This is a genomic window from Agromyces allii (assembly GCF_009749385.1).
Taxonomy (GTDB): domain Bacteria; phylum Actinomycetota; class Actinomycetes; order Actinomycetales; family Microbacteriaceae; genus Agromyces; species Agromyces allii.
The window spans coordinates 133,632-153,627 of sequence record NZ_WBIN01000010.1 but is presented as its reverse complement, the minus strand read 5'-3'; the positions used below and the strand labels follow the sequence as shown (position 1 = coordinate 153,627).

Genomic DNA, 19,996 nt, shown 5'->3' with positions numbered 1-19,996 from the left:
CGCGTCGAGGGGCAGTACCATGCGCTCTGAGGATGTGCCCGATTTCCGATTTCCGATCGGTCGCGATGGCGCGGCGTGGCAGCCGCAAACCCCCAAGACGGCCTCCGCTAGCCCGGATTGGGCGTCTGCGGGTGCCCCAGAGGATATGACGTGCCTAGGCCATCTTCTTGTTTGCGTAGTCCGCAAGCGTGCGGGCGCGCGCCTCGATGAAGGTGTGGAAGTCGTCATCGAACAGCGAGTGCGGACATAGAGCGGCTTCCAGGATGGCGTCCACCGATCCGACATCCATCTTCTTCTTGTAAACACTCGGCGCCACGCCACCGAGCCGCTTGTTGTCCTGCGCTGAGATGATCGCGAAGTTCGCCAAACTGTTGATATCCGAGGTAGAAATCCCCTTCTTCTTGAGGAAGCTACGGGGCATGAGGTGATGGAATTCTTCGCGGTTATACGCCTGTAGGACCGGCCCAAGATCGACGCCCGCCCCAGATACGAACGACTTCGGATCTTTGTTTGCGAGCAGAAGGATAAGTGTCTTGGTGTGCACCGTGCCGATGGTGAACGACTGATCCGCAAAGTACTCCGCGTCGGTGGACGCGGCGATCTTGTCCAAAGCCGAGGCGCCGTTCTTGCGAAGCGAGATCATCTCGTCGATGTCGCGCTTCAGATTTCGGAGCACGCCCGCGCTGAACCGACGCGAGAAGCATGCCTTCCAGAACCAGCGCTCCAGAGACTCCCGCTGAGCGGTCGACACATCTACGCCCTTGGAGCCGGGAGTAGCGAAGAAGACGGCTAGGGGGACGAGTAGGGCCGAGTACGGGAGGTTGATCAGACGGTGGACGCGGAGATTCTTGCGGAGAAAATCGATCGCTCCCTTGACGCCGTTCTCGATCTCATCGAATCTGGCTCGAACGTCCGCGCCCTTGAGGCCCATGAGAGCGGCCGGCGAGGCGTCCTCCGCGACAACTGCTGCGCAACAGCGGAGGATCAGGTTTGTGTCTTGAGAGATGTCTCCAAACCCGTGGGGCGCAACGTCTTCCGCAAGGCCGCGAATGCGCTCCTGTAAGTCGAAGTCCTCGCTCCAGGTCCAGGCCGACAGCAACTGAAACGTATCCAGTTCAACGCCGAGTCTGTTGACTCGTTCAAAGACGATGGCGACTCGGGCACGATCCTCTGTTGCGACCTCCTGGGTAGGAATGGTCGCCTCTTTGAATACGGACTGCACCTTGTCGATTAGTTCCGCACGGTCTGCCGGAAGGTCCGCTGTGGCCTTTCGGTAGGCGGTTACGTCGAAGAAAGTCCCAATCGGGAAGTGACGCGCAAGGTCGATATCCTCGCTCGAAGGGCAGATGAACTGGCTTTCCTGTAGGTCCGCCTCGGCCGACATATCAAAGTAGATGCCGGTCCAGGGGGCATCCTCTACAGCCGTCAGCTCGGTTTGAAAGACACCAAAGATCGATGTAAGCCGCTGCTGCCCATCGAGCACGTAGTCGATCGGGTAATCCGGTTCAACCTCCGGCAGTTGGAACGGCCCGAGTTGGCGCTCGTGCACCAGCTTTTCCTTGGTCCGCCAAAGGATAAGGGCGCCGAATGGGTAACCCTTGTAGATCGAGTCCATCAGATACGCAACGCGCTCGGCGTCCCACACGAACCCGCGCTGGAACGCAGGAATTCGGATGGTACCGCTCTGCACGTTCTCAAGGATCTTTCTGATGGTCAGTGCCATATTCTCCCCAGTCGACGTGCTGACGCTACCCGGCGTTGCCGTGTGGCACTCTGCGGCGCGCTGACGGCCAGCGCTCATCCTCAGTTTTGGTGAGTCGGCGAGCCCCGTACTTGCCTCCTATCTCGAAAGCTCGGCGCGCGTTCGCTGAGACAGCGCTTCCGCACTAGCGCGTGCATCCCGTCATCGGCGCAAGCCTTCGTCCCGTTTCGAGTTCGCGGAGCCACGGCTGAAGTTGGTCTCGTAAATGGCGTGCATGCTGGGACGGAGATTCTTCTCGCTGGCGTGGAGTCCCTGCACGGATTTGCGTACAGCCGCAGCAGCTCGTGCGAGCCCATGATCGGCGGATCCCGGTCCATCGCAGCGACCTAGTCGGCGCGGGAGCGATCGGACTCGAGTACCGGCGCGCGTCGGCCCCGGAACCCGGTACAGGATCACTCCACCACGGGGAGTGACTATTCGTGCGATTGGTCGCGTTCGTGCTTGCTGGACATCATGCTGCCGTGCATTCTCGGTTGCGGAAGGGTGAGCCCGGGGCGCGTCTCTACGCTTGCCGTGGGGCCCTGCGATAGCCTGCGCTCACCTCAATCGTCTATGTCCAAAGGAGTCGCGATGAGCACTTCAATGTCATTGTTCACGTTGCTCGCCGTCGATGGCGCACGCCCGGATCCTGATCCGCGCCCTCGGCCCGAGCCTTCGACGCTGACTGCGACTATTGAGACGTCAGACCATGGGTTTGGGTACGCTGCGGCGATCATTCCTGGCGTGGCATGCTGATGCCGATCGGGTCTACCGGCCCGTCGTTGTTCTCCGAGTTGGCTCGCCCCTCCCCGGTTGATGTTGGGACGCGCGGCACCGCAACGATCACCGAGTCAATCGAGACTTCCGATTCTGACGAGACTGTCGCCCCTCTTGTATTGACGCTGCGTTGACGCCGTCGGGTAGAGAGGCACCAATCATTGTGGGGCACCGAGAGGATCCGCATGTTGCAGTTGTTGTAGATGCGCTCGCGGGGCGGGGGCAGGATGCCTTGGTGCTCGATCTTGACCTGATCATTGATAATGGCGGCGCTTCGGGACTTTCAATTGACGACAGCGGCTGCTCCGTGAAGTTGGACGGAGAGTGGATAGACCTCGGCCGGCGCCGTCAGGGCTGGCTGCGTAGGTTCCACCGTGCAGAGTGGGGACTCGGGGTTGAAACTGGCTCGGTGAAGGCGCTGGAACTGGGCACGTGGTACTCGGCGTACTCATCGTTGATCGATGCCGCCAATGCTGGGTGGGTCACAAAACCCCAGGCTCTAAGGCGCGCTGAATCGAAGGTCTCACAATGGCAGTCAGCGAGGTCGCTTGGTGTGCCGTATCCGCGAACGGTGGTGACTACAAGCCGGGACGCCGTCACGGCTACCTTCACCGATGAGATTGTGGTCAAACCTCTAGGCACAGGCCAATTCATCTCTGAAGGAGAAGTCCGAACGGTGTTCGTAGAGCCAATGATGCCAGACGATGCTCGCTTGCAGGCTCTGAGTTCAGCGCCCTTCATGATTCAGGAACGTCTGCACGCGTCGCAACATCTTCGCGTCGTAACGGTTGGGAATCGCCTCTGGGCGGCCGCTCTAGATGTGCAGGTGGGCGCACCGGCCGATTGGCGACAGTGCTCGGCCAATCACTCCGGCTTTCAAGAACTCGAAGAAGTGCCACAGCTCGTTAGAGACAGGGCATTGCTGGTCGCACAGGATCTCGAGTTGGGATACTCAAGCCAAGATTGGATACGGACTGAAGCGGGCGAATCGATCCTTGTCGATGTGAATCCAGGCGGGCAGTGGCTCTTTCTGCCGAGAAAGATCGGCATCGCAGTCGCCGACGCAATCGCAGACCTACTTCTGGAGCGTCCATGAGCTTGGCTGAACTCCGTGACGAAGCTCGGATGCTGGGGACAACCATCGCGGGTCTTTTCTTCGGCAGAACGGTGTGGCTGCCGAAAGCCGCGCCTCCTAGCACGGAGTGGATTGACGGGGCGCATAGGCGGAATATCAGCGCATTTCGTGACGTTTATAGTGAGCGTCTGAAGTCCGAAACAGTAGGTGTCGAGGCTGTGCGTCGACGCGCGGAATTCGCCCTTACTGCGGTGATAGCAGCGGCAGGACTCAGCGCAGGCGCCTTCGAGCGGCTCTGGATAGTCGTGCCCACCAATTCCTGGCCGCTCATTATTTGGCTGGTTGGAATTCTCGAGCTTGCCCTCTCCGTACTTGTTTTCGGTGGCGTGGCGGTATCGAAGAAGGTACTTGGCGTCGTCGACGTGCAGTCATTCGCTCACCTCAAGAACCCACAGCGCGAGGAGCTGCGTCAGTATGCTTGGGCGGTTCACGTGACCTCAAGAACGCGCCGCGCTATGGTCACCGTGTTCCGTGATGGGTTCTTGATCGCGTTGTTGGGATTGACGATGCTCGCTGTAGCCCACGCCATTTCCTGGGCTCTCCCCGTCGACGCAACAACAACACCCGCACCACTAGTCGTAGTAGTCAGCCCGAGCCCCTCACCGGCGCCGTAGTGAGACTCAAGTGTCAGAGCACTGCTTGACACACAACGGCCGAGGTGCTCCTGGCGTCCCCGTACTTGGTGTTCGGCTGTTGCTTCAGGTGTCGTGGCCGAGAAGTTCGTCGATCTGCGAGTTCGCTCGCCACTTCGTTCACCGGGAAACGGTGATTCATGATCTTGCCAAGAGCATGTACTGAGGCCGACGTGCAGCCGTGCCAGTCGTGGCGACTTTCGCTCTACCTTGCGAGTGCAACTGCTCATTGTCGGGGGCGGGTACTAGAAATGAGTTGGGTAAACGCTGGATGCCAACTGGGAGTCAAATGAGCTATCGCAACAAGACGTACGTCGCCTTTGCGAGCGAGAACATCCACCTCTATCGGATGATGGAAGCTTGGCGCGACAACGACAAGATCGACTTCGATTTCTATGACGCGCACAACCTGTTTATCTCGCGAGACACAAGCAAGCCAGAGACGATCAAGGACAACCTCCGGCAGCGAATGAAGAATGCGAAGCAGGTCGTGCTCATTGGCACCCCCGAGGCGAAGGCGAAGGGGGCTGACGGAGACTCGTTCCTGGCGCACGAGATCAAGGTCTTGATGGAGTTCAATCTCCCCGTCGTGGTGGCCAATCACGACAGCGACCGAACCGTCGACACGCGTTTCATTCCTAGTCCGCTCTTGACCGCGGACTACTACACGATGTCGGTTTCATTTCAGCCTGCCATCATCATGTACGCACTTGACAACTACGCCACGAGCTTTGCGTCAAGTTCGAATAAGGGGCCGTACCACTACAAGCCTGAAGTCTACGAGCGGCTTGGGATCTGACGACAGCTGTGAACCACCTAAAGCGATGGCGCTTTTGGCGCCGATTTTTCGTTAGCTTGTTCGCCGCGCTCGGCGTGTTTTCAGCGGTCGCCGGACTGGTATCGCTGTTCGTCGGGACCCTGGAAGCGGAGCAGGCGTGGGTCGTGTGGCCATGTCTGATCATCGCGATCGGGTTTGGGCTGTGGAGGGCCTGGCCGCGGCCAGTCGAGGCGGCGTTCAGCGCGCCGAATACGACGATCAAAGTCGTTCGAGGTGACCTTTTTGAGCAGGACACCCATCTTGTTGTCGGGACCTGCGACACATTCGATATGCGTTCCCCGCAGATATCGCCAAGAAGCGTGCAAGGAATTTACCTTTCACGGAAGTGGCGCGGTGACGCAGATGGACTTGACGCAGCGATCGACGTTCACCTCGCCAAGCTGGTGTCAATCGGTACCGTGGCAAAGACTGGGAGAACTGCGCGTTTCGAGCTCGGTACTGTTGTCCCTCTCGAGTCTCACGGAACGCGTGATTTCTTCGTCGCGTACACGTCTATGGACGTTCACAACAAGGCCCACGGAACTGCGGATGGTCTCTGGCTCAGCCTGGGAAATCTGTGGGCGTCGGTTCGCCGCCACAGCAACGGTGAGGCGCTCTCAATTCCCGTGCTCGGCGGTGGTCAGTCCGGGCTCTCCCCGGTGCTACCCGCCGAAGACGCCATCCGCTTCATCGCCCTGTCATACATCATCGCTGCCCGGCAAAGCCCTGTATGCCATGAATTGCGGATTGTTGCGCTTCCCGAACTGTACGACCGGCTAAACCACTTGGAACTTCAGGCCTTCCTGTCGGGATTGGCGCGCGCATGAGCGACGGGATCGCGATGCCCGAGGCCGACCGCTGTGCCTTCTGTGACTACCTTTCAGGCGCTCGACCCTATGTCTTCGTCGATCGGAATTCCGTCGTCGCGGTCGCCGTCACACTGGAGCAGCGAGGCCGTGCACATCTGCTCGTCCTGCCGGTCGGGCATTTCGCAACCCTAATGGACATTCCGAACGGGGTTACGGGTCCATTGATGCGGGCGCTGCGGGGCGCGGCCATAGCGATTGCCAGCGCAGAGAAACCCGAAGGGATCGCGGTGTGGCAGAACAATGGGCTCGCCGCGGCGCAGCAGATACCACACCTGCATTTTCATGTGGCCGGCACTCTTCCTGGTGGTGGGACTGACTTCGGGCCCGTCCCAGAGATCTCACTTGATCAGGCGCGCGAGATCGCGCAGCGTCTCGCGCCCTTCTTGGATCTGACTGCCTCGGAGGGCACTGCCCAGTCCTAATGCGAGCGAAGACCATGCTTTGTTGGGGCGTAGCCGGGCCGAAAGGACGGGCTGGTGCATCCGGTGCTCCAATTCGCCCAGCGTCGCAGTTGGTCTGGAGAAAATCGACGACTCGGCCATCTGATCGCTACCACAGGCTCATCCTGCAGCTGACGGCGGCATCACCTGCACGGCCGCGACTGGGCGGCAGCAGGCCGCGCTCGCGCGCCTTCGTGATCTAGCCTTGAGCGGTGGAGAGGGCCACGCCGTTGATCTCCGCCATCGTCGCGCTCAGGGTTTCTGTCGCCGGGTGAGCTGGCCGTGCTGCAGGGCGACCAACTCGTGGAAGTCGGGCGTCTTATTCGGCTCACCGAGGGGATTGAGTAGGTCGCGCCAGCTGATTCTGCAGCCTGAGGGCAGCACGATCTTGTCGCCCATGATCGTCGCAGTTCACTTCATCGCGAGGAGGCGCTGGTTGATCGCGGCCTCGATGCGAGCGGTCGGCAGGTCGCGGAGGAGCTGGCTCGTGATCGCGTCACCCGGGCGCCAGGGGAGATAGATCACGCCAGTGATGCGTATCTCTTCGGGCACGGCGAACATCTGGCGCAGCAGGCGGATCATCACGCGGATGTGCGTGGCCGTGTGTTCCTCTGCCAGACTCTGCGCGAGGAGGCGACCATGGGCCTGCTGGAGAACGAAGTTCCGCCTGCGTCGTGGACGATGTCCAGGCGGTCGATGCTGCGGAGATCCGCTGATCTGGCTGCCATCGTGGCGGCCGGCACGGCGCTGGCGGGATGCACCGCCGAAGACGTGGGGGCTTCGAGCCCCACCGGGAGCGCCGGCCCGACGGTCGCCTCGTCGCCCAGCGCGTCCGACGCCCTCTTCGCCGAGCTCGACGCCAAGATCCAGTCGTTGATGGAGGAGTACGCGGTGCCCGGCGTCGCGGTGGCGGTGCTGCACGACGGGAACGAGCACGTGCGCGGCTTCGGGATCACCAGCGTCGACGCTCCGGTGCCGGTGGACGAGCGCTCGTTGTTCCGCATCGGATCGACGACCAAGACGTTCACCGGCACCGCGATGATGCGCCTGGTCGATGCGGGCAAGGTGGACCTCGACCAGACCGTGCGCTCCTATGTGCCGGAGTTCACCGTCGCCGACGAGGACGTGGCGGCCAACGTGACCGTGCGGCACCTGCTGAACCACACCGCCGGCTGGTTCGGTGACGACCTGGAGGACTTCGGGCGGGGCGACGATGCGATCGAGCGCTACGTGGCGAGCATGGCGGGCCTGCCCCAGCTGACACCGCTCGGGTCCACGTTCTTCTACAACAACGCCGCCGTCGTGCTCGCGGGCCGCGTGGTGGAGAAGGTGCACGGAACGACCTTCGAGCAGGCCATGCAGGAGCTCGTGCTCGATCCGCTGGGCCTCGACCAGACCCGGTTCTTCACCGACGACCTCGTCGGACACACCTTCACCGGCGCCCACAACGTGGTCGATGGCAAGGCGGTGCTGGATCCGTCCTTCTGGTACGTCCCGAGGTCGCTCAACCCGACCGGCGCCCTCATCTCGAGCGCTCGCGATCAACTGCACTACCTGCGCTTCCACCTGGGCGACGGCACCGGACTCGACGGCCGTCGCATCCTCAGTCCTGCGTCGCTCGAGGCGATGCACTCGAATCCGGGCCCGGGCGGAACGATCTTCATCGAGATCGACGGGTACGCAGTCAGCCTCCGGCTGCGACCGACCGCCGAAGGGGTCGACGTCGTGCAGCACGGCGGCGATTGGCCCGGACAGCACAGCGGGTTCCTCTTCGTTCCCGAACGGGACTTCGGCATCGCCATGCTCACGAACTCCGAGGATGGCCCGAAGCTCCTGAGCAGCTTCTTCCAGGACGACTGGGCGTTGTCGCGGTTCGCCGGCGTGCACAACCTGCCGGCCGATCCCCGAACCAGCACCGCTGTGCAGCTGGCCCCCTACGAAGGTCGGTACGACCTCGCCGAGATCGGACCCGACGGCACCACGGCGAGGGTGACGCTCGAGTTCGCCGGTGAGAACGGTCGGCTGCGCATCCGCCCACTGAATCCGGATGGCACGGTGTCCGACGCAGCGCCGCCCGAGTACGTGGACTTCTACGGCGACGACCACGTGGTCGGCGCGAGCCCGCTCTCGCCCCGCTCCGACTTCGTGCGAGGCCCGAGCGGGGAGGTCGCCTGGTACCGCACGAGCGGCCGTCTGCTCCCCAAGGTCGGGTAGCTCAGGCGAAGCGCGCGAGGCGGAACGGCTCGGGGGAGGGGCGGCCCTCGGCGAGGTCGGCGAGCACGCGGCCGATCGCGGGGGTGAACTTGAAGCCGTGGCCGGAGAAGCCGGCGGCCACGACGAGGGGGCCGACGGCGTCGAGCACGAAGACCGAGTCGGGGCTCGTCGTGTAGGTGCAGCTGATGGCGCGGGCGGCGTCGGCATCGGCTCCGGGGATCCACTCGCGCACGTAGCGGCGCAGTGCCTCGAACTGCACGGGCTCGGCCGTGAAGTCGCGGTGGTCGGGGTCGACGACGGGTCCGGTGCCGTGCCAGCCGGCCTTGACGCCCTCGCCGGGCGTGAGCATGCCGTAGACGCCCGAGTACCACCACTCGTCGCCGGGGCCGGGGCGGTGGTTGAAGCCGGGCCATTCGAACGAGGTATCGATCGCGGCGAAGTGTCCGGGCTGCTCCTGGGTGACGACGAGCTCGGGCAGCGGCAGCAGGCCGCCGACGAGCTTCGAGGTCCAGGCGCCGGCGGCGACAATCACACGGCGCGCGGTGAGGGCGGTGCCGTCGCCATCGTCGAGCGTCACCTCGACGAGGTCGTCGTCGAGCACGCGGATGCCGCGTACGGGCGCCTCGTGGCGCACCTCGGCGCCTCGGGCGGCGGCCGCCTGCTGCAGGGCGTCCACCGAAGCGTCGGCGTTGAGGCGCCCGGCCGTCGGCGTGTGCAGCACGCGGGTCTCGAAGCGCAGGCCGGGCCAGCGTGCACCGGCCTCCGACGCGGGCAGGAACTCGCTCGGGATACCGACGGCGCCGAGCGCCTCGTGCACGGCGTCGAGGTCGGGGTGGTCGCCGTGGTTCACGATGCCGACCTGGGCGAGCAGGCTCGCGCCGGTCTCCGCCTCGAGCTCGCGCCACTGCCGGCCGGCTTCGACGAGCAGGGCGACGTGCGCGGCATCCGCATAGGAGACGTTGAAGTTGCGGCTGGCACCGTGCGAGGCGCCGTTGGCGTGCCCGGCGGCGAAGCGCTCGAGCAGCAGCACGTCGCGCCCGCGCGAGGCGAGCTGCCAGGCGGCGGCCGAGCCCATGGCGCCGCCGCCGACGATGATGACGTCGTGATCGGTCATGCGGCGATGCTCCGCGTCGCGCGGGGCACGTCGATCGTGAAGGCGAGCAGCAGGAACCGCCGGTCGCCGTCGACGATCTCGCGCTCGCGGTCGTGCAGGCGGTCGAAGCCGAGCTTCGCGTAGAGGCGGTGGGCGCCGGTCATCTGCGGTCCGCTGTTCATGACGACGCGGTCGAGGCCGCGCAGGCGGGCGAGCTCGATGGCGAGGCGCGTGAGCTCTTCGCCGACGCCGCGTCCGCGGGCGGGCGGGTCGACGGCGAGCAGGCGGAAGTCGAGCTCGCCCGGCTGGGCCAGCGGCGAGATCGTGCTGCCGCGTCGGGGCGTCGCGACGCTGCCGAGGAGCTCGCCGGTGGTCGCGTCCGCAGCTACCCAGACCTGGTGCTCGACGGCGCGGGGCGCGACGTCGGCGATCGAGGCGCGGTACTCGTCGGAGAGCTCGTACGCGTACTCGTACGCCCGCACCGAGAGCGCCGCGACGGCGTCGATCTCGTCGTCGCGCACGAGTCTGACGACCAGGTCTTCGCGGTCACGCAGCGGCAGGCGGTAGTCGATGTGGTCGATCCGGTCTTCGGATGCCGCGGCATCCGTCGTCGGCACAGGCGCGGCCGACGTGAACCGCTCGTAGCCGAGTCGTTCGTAAAGTCGCTGCGAGGTGTGGTTCAGGGTGCCGGTGTCGAGGACGACGGCGGGCGAGCCCCAGGTGAGCGCCTCCTCCTGCGCGGCGAGGGCGAGCGCCTCGCCGAGGCCGCGTCCGCGCGCCTCGGGGGCGACGGCCAGCAGGCGCAGCTCCGCCTCGTCGCCGACGGCGAGCCGGGACTGCGGGGAGGCTGCGCGCACCACGCTGACGGTTCCGAGGAGGCGGCTGCCCGCGGCATCCGCTCGCTCGGATTCGCTTTCGGAAGCCGTCTCGACGGCGACGAGCACCGCGCCGTCGGCGGCGCGTTCGGCGACCGCGTTCACGAGCGCGCGCCGCTCGGCCGAGACGGGCAGGTGCCCGTACGGTCCGGCCGCGAAGGCGCGGTCGGTCAGCGCGGCGACGGCCGGGTACTCCTCGGGTCGCGCGGCGCGGATCGTGAACGCGGTCGCCCCGGCCATCAGGCGGCCACCGGCTCGCGAACGGTGCGGGACGCCTCGACGGCCGCCGCGGCATCCGCCTCGGAACCGCCGGCGAAGGCCGGGCGCGCCTCGTACGGGTCGCCCTCGCCCCACAGCGTCGTCGGCAGCTCGCGCCGCAGCACCGGGAACACCTCTGACGCGAGGCGGTCGAGCTGCTCGTGCTGCTGCTCGACGGGCAGCGTCGTGGGCAGGCTCACCGACTGCAGGTCGTGGCCGAGGCTCTCGTGGAACCGGCCGATCTTGTCGATGACCTGCTGCGGGCTGCCGACGAGGGCCGGGCCCTCGGCGATCGCGTGATCGATGTCGCGGAAGGGGGTGTTGTTGCCCGGAACGTTGGTGGCTGCCACCAAAGCATCGTAGACGGGGCCGTAGAGCTCCTTGGCCTGCTGGGTCGTATCGGCGATGAAGAGCGAGCCCGATCCGGCGCCCACGTAGGCGAAGCGCGGGTCGTGCCCGTGCCTCGCGTACTCGTCGCGGTAGTGCCGCACGAGCACCGCGTAGTTCTGGAGCGGCTGGATCGCGTTCGCGCTGAACAGCGGGTCGCCCCACTTGGCCGCGAGGGCCGCGCTCGCCAGGGTCGTGGCCGACCCGTGCCAGACGCGCGGGGCGCCGGCGAACGGGCGGGGGAGCGTCGTCGTCGCGTGCTGGTCTCTCGTGTAGGCGGTTGCCTGCCAGTCGACGTCGGTCTCGCGCCAGAGGCGACGCAGCAGCGCGTACTTGTCGGCGAGGAGCTCCCACTGGTCGTCGATCTCGAGCCCGAACAGCGGGAACTGGGCGACCTCGTTGCCCTTGCCGATCGTGATCTCGAGGCGGCCGCGCGAGAGCTGGTCGATCGTCGCGTAGTCCTCGGCGACGCGCACCGGGTCGAGCACCGAGAGCACCGTGACGCCCGAGTGCAGGCGGATGCGCGAGGTCGTCGCGGCGATCGCACCGAGCAGCACCGTCGGCGACGACGACAGGAAGTGCCCCGCGTGACGCTCGCCGACCGAGAACGCGTCGAACCCGAGGCGCTCGGCACGGCGCGCGGACTCGACGGTCTGGTCGAGGCGCTCGGCCGCGCTCACGAGACGCCCGGTGACCGGGTTCTCGACGTGGGGAACGATGTCGAGCAGCTGGAACCGCATGGGTCAGGCCTCCGTGCTCGTGGCCTCGACCCGCGCGAGCGGGGTCTTCTCGCCGGCCTCGATGCCGACGGGCAGCTGGTTGCCGGCGGGCGGCAGCGGGCACGTCGCGTAGTCGGTGTAGGCGCACGGCAGGTTCACGGCGCGGTTGAAGTCGACGACCACGGTGCCGTCTTCGGCGGGCGCGTCGATCGCGAGGCTGCGGTTGGCGGCGTACGTGGTGAGTCCGCTCGTGGCATCGGTGAACAGCACGAAGAGGCTGCCCGGCGCGTGGCCGTTGAACGCGATGAGGCGGAACGTCTCGCCGCGCAGCACGAACTCGACCTCGCCCGGCGCCTCGTAGACGTGCTGCAGTCCTTCGACCGCGGCGTCGACCGTGACCTCGCGCGGCTCGTCGAACGGAACGAAACGGCCCAGTGCGAGCCAGCGCGGGTTCGGCAGGTACGTGGGCGTGCCCGAGTAGGCCGCCAGGAACGGGAACGCCGGGTCGCGCGGACGCACGATGTCGTTGCCGCCTCGGCGCGCGAGCTCGATGGCGAGGTCTCCCGAGCGGAGCGTGACGCCCCCGCGCTCGGGGATCGGACCGAACTCGTGGCGACCCTCGAGCGCGACGCCGTCGAGCTCGAGCACCTCGCCATCGGCGAGTTCGACGACGGGGCCGGCGTCGCTCGTCGACCACAGGCCGGGCGTGCCGGCGAGGCGCTGCGGCTCGGCGCCGAGCCAGTGCAGACCGGTCACGGCGAGGAAGCCGTGGCCGCTCGCGCGGGACGCCTCGTGGCCGCGGTGCCACTCCTCCCACTCGCGGGCGAAGGCGGCGCGGTCGAGGGGTGCGGCGGGTGCTGCGGGCGCGTCGACGGATGTCGCGGCGGCGGTGTTCGTGGAGGTCAGCGTGTCGGTCATGTGGAGATGCTAGGCAGGTCGCAAGGGGGTTTCGGAGGTCGTGACGGCAGGTTTCGGGCGGTCGTCACGGGGCGTAACCGGGCGGGCCCCAGACCTCAGGCGACGCGCACGGCCGAGCGGTCGAACGCCGAGATCGCGACCGCCGCGGCCGAGAGTGCGGCGAACACGCCCGCCGCCGTCGCGAACCCGGCCGTCGGGGTGGCGCCCGCGAGGAAGAGGCCGATGCCGACCGCGAGGCACACGGCTCCGGCGAGGCGTTGGGCGAGGGCGAGCACGCCGGCTCCGACGCCGGCAGCCTCGGCAGGGGCGTGCTCGAGCGTGAGCGTCTGGTTCGAGGGGATCGTGAGTCCGGAGAGCACGCCGTGCACCGTTCCGACGCCCACGAGCGCGATGAGCACGAGCACTTCCTGGCCGGTCGCCACGAGCGCGGCCTCGACGGCGACCGCGACGGCACCGGCCGCGAGCACGAACGTGATGCCGCGGCGACCGAACCGTGTCGCCACACGCCAGGACTGCATGCTGCCGACGGCCATGCCGAGCGCGCGCGGCGCGAGCAGGAGCGCGGCGGCGAGCGCCGACATCCCGAGCCCGTCGATGAGGTAGAGCGTGGTGACCATGCCGAGCCCGATGCCGGCGCCGAAGATGAGGGTGGCGACGCCGGTGCCGAGCATGAAGCCGCGCGAGCGCATGAGCGCGGGGTCGAGCACGGGCGATCCGCCTCGGCGGGCGACGCGGCGCTCCCATCCGGTGAACGAGAGTCCCGCCAGTCCGGCGACGATGAGCCACAACGGACCGCCCGGCACCCCGGCGGTGACCGGCAGCATCAGCGCGAGGATCGCCGCCATGAGCAGCGAGAGCCCGATGACGTCGAGACCGCCGGCGCGGCGGCGGAGCTCCTCGGGCGTCCGGGGCGTCGACGGCAGCACCGCGAGTCCGACGACGAACAGCGCGAGCGCGACGGGCACCGAGAGCAGCACCACGAACCGCCAGCCGAGGCCGGGGCTCGCGGCGGCGAGGATCCAGCCGGCGACGGGCGGGGAGATGAGCCCCGCGACCGACGCCGAGACCGTGTAGGCGCCGAGCGCCTTGGCGCGCGCCGGACCGGTGAACAGGTCCTGGAAGTAGCCGAGCACCTGCGGATTCACCAGCCCGGCGCCGAGGCCCTGCACGAGCCGCGCGACGATCGCGACGTTCGCGTCGGCCGCGCTCGCGGCGAACAGCCCGCCGAGCGCGAACAGCAGCAGACCCACGAGGTACGGCGCCCGCCGGCCGAACACGTCGCCGAGGCGTCCGGCGGGCAGCAGGGCCGCCCCGAACGCGAGCGAGTACCCCGCGACGAGCCACTGCACCTGCGCGGCGTCGGCGCCGAGGTCGTCGCGCAGCCCCGGCACGGCGAACGCGAACGCCGACTGGTCGATGATCGTCACGAACCCCGTCGAGACGCCGAGCGCGAGCACGCGCCCCGAGGTGCGATCCCGTGGGGTCGCGGATGTCGCGGGCCTCACGCGAACGTGCGCTCGACGTCGACCGGTCCGCCCGCCGCCGCGAAGTCGTCGCGCACGGCGGCCAGCAGGTCGGCGTCGAGCAGGGCATCGGCGACGGTCGCCGCGAGGCCGTACGCGGCATCCGTCACCGACTCGATCGACGTGGGGGAGCCCGCGTACTCGGCGAACTCGCGCGTGTGCAGGGCGATCTCGGGCGGCGCGATCGCGATGACCGGATGGATGCCGGGCACGCGCTGGCTGATGTTGCCGAAGTCGGTCGATGCGGCCTGCGCGCCCGGCGCGTCGGCGGCGCGCAGCACGCGGCGGCCGCGCTCGGCCTGCGCGAGCGCCCAGCGCTCGGCGAGCGGGCCGTTGTGGCGGATCGGGAGGCTGAACGGTTGCGGATCCCACGTGACCTCGACGCCCGTGCCGGTCGCGAGCGCGATGCCGTTGGCGATGTCGTCGACGCGCGCCGAGAGCTCCCGCAGGGTCGAGATCTCGTGCGAGCGCACGTAGTACTCGAGCTCGGCGCGCTCGGGCACCACGTTGGGGCGTGCGCCGCCGTCGACGAAGACGCCGTGGATGCGGTCGCCCGGCGGCAGGTGCTGCCGCAGCAGGCCGACCGCCTGGTAGTTGAGGGCCGCCGCGTCGAGCGCGTTGCGACCCTGGAAGGGCGCGGCCGCGGCATGCGCGGCGACCCCGTGGTACACGATGCGCACGATGCGTCGGCCGATGAAGACGGGGTCGGCGAGGTCGGCGCCGAACGGGTGCGCCATGACCGCGATGTCGACGTCGTCGAACGCGCCGGCACGGGCGAGCAGCTCCTTGCCGTTGCCGCCCTCCTCGGCGGGCGTGCCGATGAGGAGCACGCGGCCGGGCACGCTCGCGGGGTTCTGGCGCCTCGCCTCGGCGAGGGCGAGGAAGGCGCCGACGGATGCCGCGGCGATGAGGTTGTGGCCGCAGGCGTGGCCGACCCCGGGCAGGGCGTCGTACTCGGCGAGGAGCGCGATGGTGGGGCCGGACGCGTCGGACGCGTCGGGGGCGCCGGACGCGGCGGGTGCCGCGGGCAGCTCGGCGACGAACGCGGTCGGCAGGCCGTAGACGTCGAGCTCCGAACGGAGGCCGCGGGCCTCGAGCGTCTCGACGATGGCTGCCGCGCTCTTCACCTCGGCGAACCCGGGCTCGGCGAGCGCGAACAGGTGCGCCGACAGGCCGCCGAGGGCGGACGCCAGGTCGTCGACGGCCGCGGCGAGGGCGGCGCGCAGCTCGGGCGGTGCGCCGACGTGCGGCGACGAGATGGGCGGAGCCGCGCCCGCGAGGCGTTCGGCCTCGCGGGCGACGGCGTCCAGGTGCAGGGTGCTCGGCGTCGTGGGCCGGGCACCGATCCGCAGGCCGTGCGTGGCGGACGTCACGCCCCGACCGCGGCGACTGCGAGCTCGGGGCGGTCGCCCGCGGCATCCGCTCGCTCGTCGCTTTCAACGGCGTCGACGTCGGCGTCGGCGTCGGCTGCGTCGACGGATGTCGCGGCCGCCGACGACTCGACGCCCCACGCCTCGGCGAGTAGGCGGTACGACGCAACGCGCGCCTCGTGGTCGTGCGTGATCGTCGTCACGAGCAGCTCGTCGGCGCCCGTGGCGCGCTGCAGCGTCTCGAGCTGCGCGACGACGCTCGCGGCCGAGCCGACGAAGCGGGTGTCGAGGCGGTCCTGCACGGCGTCGAGCTCGATGCTCGACAGCTCGGCGTCGGGGGTCGCGTTCTCGGGGCGCGGGTAGGGCACGGCGCCCTGGCCCTCGCGGATCGAGAGCACCCACTCCGCGTAGCCGCGAGCGAGGCGCTGCGCCTCGGCATCCGTCTCGGCCACGACCACGTCGACCGACACGATCGTGTGCGGAGCGGCGAGCTCGGGCGAGGGGACGAAGTGCGCCCGGTACTCGGCGACGGCCGCGAGCACGCCGCTCGGGGCGACGTGGTAGTTCGCGCCGAAGCGCAGGCCGAGGCGTCCGGCGAGGCGCGCGCTCTCGCCCGCGCTCGATCCGTGCACCCAGAGCTCGACGGGGGTGCCCGTCGCCGGCTGCGCCTGCACGGTCACGCCGTCTGGGCGGCTGTCGTCGGCGTAGCGCACGGGCCCGGCGAAGAAGGCGCGCAGGGCGTCGACGTCGTCGGAGAAACGGTCGGCGTCGCCCACCGTGCGCCCGAGGAGCCGAGCCTGCAGCGCGAACCGCGCCCGGTCGAACGTGAACGGCCGCTGCGGCGGGATCACGAGTCCGTCGATCACCTCGTTGGGTGCGGGCGGAGCGGGCTCGGCGGGAGCCTCGGCTGCGACCGGCACCGCGGGCAGCGGCGGGGCCGCGGGCACGGCATCGGGCTGCCCCGGTGCGCCGTCGGTGCTCGGCGCGTGCGCCTTGGCGGGGGGAAGCCCGCTGCGGCCGAGGCCCAGGTCGACGCGGTCGGGCCAGAGCGCCGCGACCGTGCCGAACGCCTCGGCGACCTGGATCGGCTCGTAGTTGCCGAGGATCGTCGCCGCGGTGCCAACGCGGATGCGCTCGGTCGACGCGGCGAGGATGCCGAGGAACGTGTGCGGCGCGGCACCCGCGACGCCCGGGTTGAGGTGGTGCTCGGCGAGCCAGTAGCGCGCGTAGCCCGCGGACTCCGCCCGACGGGCGAGGTCGATCGAGCGGTGCAGCGCCTCGCCGGCGTTCGAGCCCTCGGCGATCGGCACGAGGTCGAGCACGGCGAGGGGGACGCGGCGAGCCGGGGTGGCGCTGGCGGCGGCGGTGGTCTCGAGACGCTGCGCTCCTCGACCGGCGTCACGCTGCTCAGCCGACACGACGCACCTCCTCTTCCGCGTCGCGCACGGCCGCCACGCGGGCGCCGGGCTCGGGCAGCTCGAGGTTCTGCCGCAGCGTCGCGCCGGGCTCGTACTCGGTGCGGTAGACGCCGCGGTCCTGCAGCTCGGGCACGACGCGGTCGACGAACTCGTCGAGGCCGTGCGGCGAGGTCGTGCCGACGACGACGAACCCGTCCGTCGCGCGCTCCTGCACGTAGCGGTCGAGCTCGGAGGCGATGTGCGACGGCGTGCCGATGAACGACTGGCGCCCGGCGACCTTGATCACGAGCTCGCGGATCGAGAGCCCTTCGGCCTCGGACTGCGCGCGCCACGTCTGCGCGATCTGCACCGCGTTCGGGAAGCGGGGCGCCCAGCCCTTCGTGATCGTGCCCGAGACCGTGTCGGCCGGGCCCTCGCCCGGGTCGAACGCGGGCAGCGGGCCGTCGGCGTCGTACGACGTGAGGTCGGTGCCCCAGAGCTGCTCGAGCACCGTGATCGCGTTGCGCGGCGTCACCTGGGCGAGCGAGATCTCGCGGGCGACCTCTTCGGCCTCGGCCTGCGTGTCGCCGATCGCGAACGTGACGGCCGGCAGGATCTTCAGCGAGTCCTCGGTGCGGCCCCAGCCGGCGAGGCGGCCCTTGACGTCGGAGTAGAACGCGCGCGCCTCGTCGAAGGCGCTGTGCCGGGAGAAGATCACCTCGGCGTGCTCGGACGCGAAGTCGCGGCCGTCGGCCGAGTCGCCGGCCTGCACGATCACGGGGTACCGCTGCGGGCTCGCGGGCGTCGCGAAGCGGCCGCGCACGTCGAACTGCGCGCCGCGGTGCGCGAACGCCCCTGCATCGGCCGCGTCTTCGGCGAGGAACTGCCCGGTGGCGCGGTCGGCGACGATCGCGTCGGCGGTCCAGCTGTCCCAGAGTTCCTTCGCCAGGCTCACGAACTCGTTGGCGCGGTGGTAGCGGTCGCCGTGGTCGAGGAACCCGCCGCGGCGGAAGTTCGCCCCGTGGAAGGCGTCGGAGCTCGTCACCACGTTCCAGCCCGCGCGGCCGCCCGAGAGGTGATCGAGCGTCGAGAGCTGCCGGGCGAGCTCGTAGGGCTCGTTGAACGTGGAGTTCAGCGTGCCGACGAGTCCGATGTGCTCGGTGACCGCGGCCAGCGCGGTGAGCACGGCGAGCGTGTTCGGGCGGCCCACGACGTCGAGCTCGTGCAGCTGCCCCTTGTGCTCGCGCAGGCGCAGGCCCTCGGCGAGGAACACGTAGTCGAAGCGGCCGCGTTCGGCGGTACGGCCGAAGTGCTCGAACGCCGAGAAGTCGATCTGGCTGCGGTGCAGCGGGTCGGCCCAGAGCGTCGTGTTGTTCACGCCCGGGAAGTGGGCGGCCAGGTGCACCTGGCGCTTGGCATCGGCCATCAGGCGGCCTCCCCGTTCTGTCGTGCGGCCGACGTGCGGGCCGCGGTGTATCGGTTCTCGGGCAGTTCGAAGCCGAGCCGTTCGCGCAGGGTCGTGCCCGCGGCATCCGATCGTCCGAGTGCGGGCAGCACCCAGTCGGCCAGCTGTTCGAGGTCGCGCGGCAGGCGGGCGGGGCGGATGCGCACGCCGTCGTAGCCGAGCGCGGTCCAGGCGTCGATGCGCTCGAGCAGCTGCTCGGGCGTTCCGGCGAAGATCAGGGCGTCGGATGTCAGGGGCGAGCCGTTCTGCTCGTCGAGCCGTTCGAGCGCGGCACGTGCGGCGGCCGGCGTCGACTCGAGCACGACGATCACGTCGGCGAGCACCGAGAGCGGACGACCGGTGCGGCCCGTGCGGGCCTCGGCGTCGCGGACCTCGCCGAGGATCGACACCGACTGCGCGTCGTCGAGCGGCGTGATGAACACGAGGTCGGCGCTCGTCGCGGCGAGCTCGTAGGGGATCGTCTGGTGCCCGAGCACGGCGACGAGGGGCTGCCCCTGCGGCGAGCGCGGCACGATCGACGCGCCCGTGACCGAGAAGTGCTCGCCCTCGTACTCGGCGCCGTGGATGCGGTCGCGGTCGATGAAGCGGCCGGTCGAGGCGTCGCGGATGATCGCGTCGGCCTCCCAGCTGTCCCAGAGGCGGCGCACGACCTCGACGACCTCGCGGGCCTCGTCGAAGCCCGGGCGGATCTGCTCGGAGTCGCCCCGGTGCAGCGCCTCGAGGTCGATCGTCGGAACCGTGCGACGCCCGAAGTGCGCGGCCTCGAGCGGCGAGCCGGAGATCTGCGCGCGCCAGCCGGCGCGGCCGCGGCTCGCGACGTCGAGGGTCTGCACGCCGGTCGCGACGTGGAAGGGCTCGGTATGCGTCGTCGTCACGGTCGGCACGAGGCCGATGCGCTCGGTCACGGGGGCGACGAACGAGGCGATGAGCAGCGCGTCGAGGCGGCCGCGCACCTGGTCGGTGCGCTCGTCGGTCGACCACAGCGTCGAGGACTGGAGGCCGAGCGCGTCTTCGAAGGTGACGAGGTCGACGTCGGCGCGCTCGGCGAACTGCGTGAGGTCGCGCCAGTACCGGGCGGTGAAGAGTTCGGCCGGTCGGGCCGACGGGTCGCGCCAGGCGGCGGGGTGCCAGCCGGCCCCGTCGAGGGCGACGGCGATGGTGGGTCGTCGAGTCATGCGATTCACCTTCCGCGCGACCCGGCATGGCCCGCAAGGCGGCCCGTCACGAGGTGAAGTCGAGCGTCATACGGCTTCATCGGATGCCGCGGGGCGAGGTCATACGCGGTCACACCCCTCGGCCGCCGACCGTCACGATCCGTCGCGCGGCGACACCCGACGCCACCTTCGGTCACGGTTCGCGACACGGC

The 19,996-nt window shown here is 68.8% G+C and carries 18 protein-coding genes; 6 read left to right on the top strand and 12 right to left on the bottom strand.

The annotated features are described in order from the left end of the window. Positions 1-154: 154 nt before the first annotated feature. The gene (locus GQR16_RS13405; protein ID WP_157415653.1) at positions 155-1,723 is read right to left on the bottom strand and encodes a GmrSD restriction endonuclease domain-containing protein; all 1,569 of its coding nucleotides are present in this window, start codon (positions 1,721-1,723) and stop codon (positions 155-157) included. Positions 1,724-2,753: 1,030 nt separating this feature from the next. Between GQR16_RS13405 and GQR16_RS13400 the strand changes: the two genes are divergently transcribed. From GQR16_RS13400 to GQR16_RS13380, 5 genes are all read left to right on the top strand, one after another. Next, entirely contained in the window at positions 2,754-3,614 is an 861-nt protein-coding gene (locus GQR16_RS13400; protein WP_157415652.1) for an ATP-grasp domain-containing protein, read from the top strand. Next, positions 3,611-4,267 (top strand): hypothetical protein, encoded by a 657-nt coding sequence (locus GQR16_RS13395; protein ID WP_157415651.1) that lies wholly within the window; start codon positions 3,611-3,613, stop codon positions 4,265-4,267. Before GQR16_RS13400 ends, GQR16_RS13395 begins: the two co-directional genes overlap by 4 nt. Positions 4,268-4,574: 307 nt before the next feature. Further along, on the top strand, positions 4,575-5,084 hold the full coding sequence (locus GQR16_RS13390; RefSeq protein WP_157415650.1) for a TIR domain-containing protein: 510 nt from the start codon (positions 4,575-4,577) through the stop codon (positions 5,082-5,084). A 56-nt stretch (positions 5,085-5,140) separates the two neighbouring features. Then, on the top strand, positions 5,141-5,929 hold the full coding sequence (locus GQR16_RS13385; RefSeq protein ID WP_157415649.1) for a macro domain-containing protein: 789 nt from the start codon (positions 5,141-5,143) through the stop codon (positions 5,927-5,929). Beyond that, the gene (locus tag GQR16_RS13380) at positions 5,926-6,393 is read left to right on the top strand and encodes an HIT domain-containing protein (RefSeq protein WP_157415648.1); all 468 of its coding nucleotides are present in this window, start codon (positions 5,926-5,928) and stop codon (positions 6,391-6,393) included. The genes GQR16_RS13385 and GQR16_RS13380 overlap by 4 nt, the downstream gene beginning before the upstream one ends. Before the next feature lie 270 nt (positions 6,394-6,663). Here GQR16_RS13380 and GQR16_RS13375 read toward each other — a convergent pair whose 3' ends face one another. Beyond that, a complete protein-coding gene (locus GQR16_RS13375; protein ID WP_157415647.1) occupies positions 6,664-6,810 on the bottom strand; it encodes a hypothetical protein in 147 nt (48 codons plus the stop codon). Between the two features lie 12 nt (positions 6,811-6,822). Next, on the bottom strand, positions 6,823-6,993 hold the full coding sequence (locus tag GQR16_RS13370) for a hypothetical protein (protein ID WP_157415646.1): 171 nt from the start codon (positions 6,991-6,993) through the stop codon (positions 6,823-6,825). 147 nt (positions 6,994-7,140) lie between these two features. Between GQR16_RS13370 and GQR16_RS13365 the strand changes: the two genes are divergently transcribed. After that, positions 7,141-8,625 (top strand): serine hydrolase domain-containing protein, encoded by a 1,485-nt coding sequence (locus tag GQR16_RS13365; RefSeq protein ID WP_211373515.1) that lies wholly within the window; start codon positions 7,141-7,143, stop codon positions 8,623-8,625. A 1-nt stretch (position 8,626) separates the two neighbouring features. Here GQR16_RS13365 and GQR16_RS13360 read toward each other — a convergent pair whose 3' ends face one another. The 9 genes from GQR16_RS13360 to GQR16_RS13320 form a co-directional block, all read right to left on the bottom strand. After that, on the bottom strand, positions 8,627-9,739 hold the full coding sequence (locus GQR16_RS13360) for an FAD-dependent oxidoreductase (protein WP_157415645.1): 1,113 nt from the start codon (positions 9,737-9,739) through the stop codon (positions 8,627-8,629). After that, positions 9,736-10,833: a GNAT family N-acetyltransferase gene (locus tag GQR16_RS13355; protein ID WP_157415644.1), complete on the bottom strand. Its 1,098-nt coding sequence runs from the start codon at positions 10,831-10,833 to the stop codon at positions 9,736-9,738. Before GQR16_RS13355 ends, GQR16_RS13360 begins: the two co-directional genes overlap by 4 nt. Then, the gene (locus GQR16_RS13350) at positions 10,833-11,978 is read right to left on the bottom strand and encodes an LLM class flavin-dependent oxidoreductase (protein ID WP_157415643.1); all 1,146 of its coding nucleotides are present in this window, start codon (positions 11,976-11,978) and stop codon (positions 10,833-10,835) included. Before GQR16_RS13350 ends, GQR16_RS13355 begins: the two co-directional genes overlap by 1 nt. 3 nt (positions 11,979-11,981) lie before the next feature. Then, on the bottom strand, positions 11,982-12,875 hold the full coding sequence (locus tag GQR16_RS13345) for a DUF1684 domain-containing protein (RefSeq protein ID WP_157415642.1): 894 nt from the start codon (positions 12,873-12,875) through the stop codon (positions 11,982-11,984). A 95-nt stretch (positions 12,876-12,970) separates the two neighbouring features. Continuing rightward, on the bottom strand, positions 12,971-14,380 hold the full coding sequence (locus tag GQR16_RS13340) for an MFS transporter (protein WP_157415641.1): 1,410 nt from the start codon (positions 14,378-14,380) through the stop codon (positions 12,971-12,973). Further along, on the bottom strand, positions 14,377-15,771 hold the full coding sequence (locus GQR16_RS13335; RefSeq protein ID WP_246200823.1) for a M20 family metallopeptidase: 1,395 nt from the start codon (positions 15,769-15,771) through the stop codon (positions 14,377-14,379). Before GQR16_RS13335 ends, GQR16_RS13340 begins: the two co-directional genes overlap by 4 nt. Beyond that, positions 15,768-17,186 carry an LLM class flavin-dependent oxidoreductase gene (locus tag GQR16_RS20070; RefSeq protein ID WP_211373514.1) on the bottom strand — a complete coding sequence of 473 codons (1,419 nt, stop codon included), beginning with the start codon at positions 17,184-17,186 and terminating at the stop codon, positions 15,768-15,770. Before GQR16_RS20070 ends, GQR16_RS13335 begins: the two co-directional genes overlap by 4 nt. Then, positions 17,176-18,591, bottom strand: a complete 1,416-nt coding sequence (locus GQR16_RS13325; protein WP_157415640.1) for an NtaA/DmoA family FMN-dependent monooxygenase — start codon at positions 18,589-18,591, stop codon at positions 17,176-17,178. Before GQR16_RS13325 ends, GQR16_RS20070 begins: the two co-directional genes overlap by 11 nt. Continuing rightward, a complete protein-coding gene (locus tag GQR16_RS13320) occupies positions 18,591-19,805 on the bottom strand; it encodes an LLM class flavin-dependent oxidoreductase (RefSeq protein ID WP_157415639.1) in 1,215 nt (404 codons plus the stop codon). The genes GQR16_RS13325 and GQR16_RS13320 overlap by 1 nt, the downstream gene beginning before the upstream one ends. Between the last annotated feature and the right edge of the window lie 191 nt (positions 19,806-19,996).

Bases quoted from the DNA above. Each gene is read 5' to 3' on its own strand.
- GQR16_RS13395 (WP_157415651.1), top strand. From the start codon at position 3,611: ATGAGCTTGGCTGAACTCCGTGACGAAGCTCGGATGCTGGGGACAACC.
- GQR16_RS13345 (WP_157415642.1), bottom strand. From the start codon at position 12,875: ATGACCGACACGCTGACCTCCACGAACACCGCCGCCGCGACATCCGTC.
- GQR16_RS13375 (WP_157415647.1), bottom strand. From the start codon at position 6,810: ATGGGCGACAAGATCGTGCTGCCCTCAGGCTGCAGAATCAGCTGGCGC.
- GQR16_RS13350 (WP_157415643.1), bottom strand. From the start codon at position 11,978: ATGCGGTTCCAGCTGCTCGACATCGTTCCCCACGTCGAGAACCCGGTC.
- GQR16_RS13380 (WP_157415648.1), top strand. From the start codon at position 5,926: ATGAGCGACGGGATCGCGATGCCCGAGGCCGACCGCTGTGCCTTCTGT.
- GQR16_RS13390 (WP_157415650.1), top strand. From the start codon at position 4,575: ATGAGCTATCGCAACAAGACGTACGTCGCCTTTGCGAGCGAGAACATC.
- GQR16_RS13355 (WP_157415644.1), bottom strand. From the start codon at position 10,833: ATGGCCGGGGCGACCGCGTTCACGATCCGCGCCGCGCGACCCGAGGAG.
- GQR16_RS13370 (WP_157415646.1), bottom strand. From the start codon at position 6,993: ATGATCCGCCTGCTGCGCCAGATGTTCGCCGTGCCCGAAGAGATACGC.
- GQR16_RS13320 (WP_157415639.1), bottom strand. From the start codon at position 19,805: ATGACTCGACGACCCACCATCGCCGTCGCCCTCGACGGGGCCGGCTGG.
- GQR16_RS13405 (WP_157415653.1), bottom strand. From the start codon at position 1,723: ATGGCACTGACCATCAGAAAGATCCTTGAGAACGTGCAGAGCGGTACC.
- GQR16_RS13360 (WP_157415645.1), bottom strand. From the start codon at position 9,739: ATGACCGATCACGACGTCATCATCGTCGGCGGCGGCGCCATGGGCTCG.
- GQR16_RS13325 (WP_157415640.1), bottom strand. From the start codon at position 18,591: ATGGCCGATGCCAAGCGCCAGGTGCACCTGGCCGCCCACTTCCCGGGC.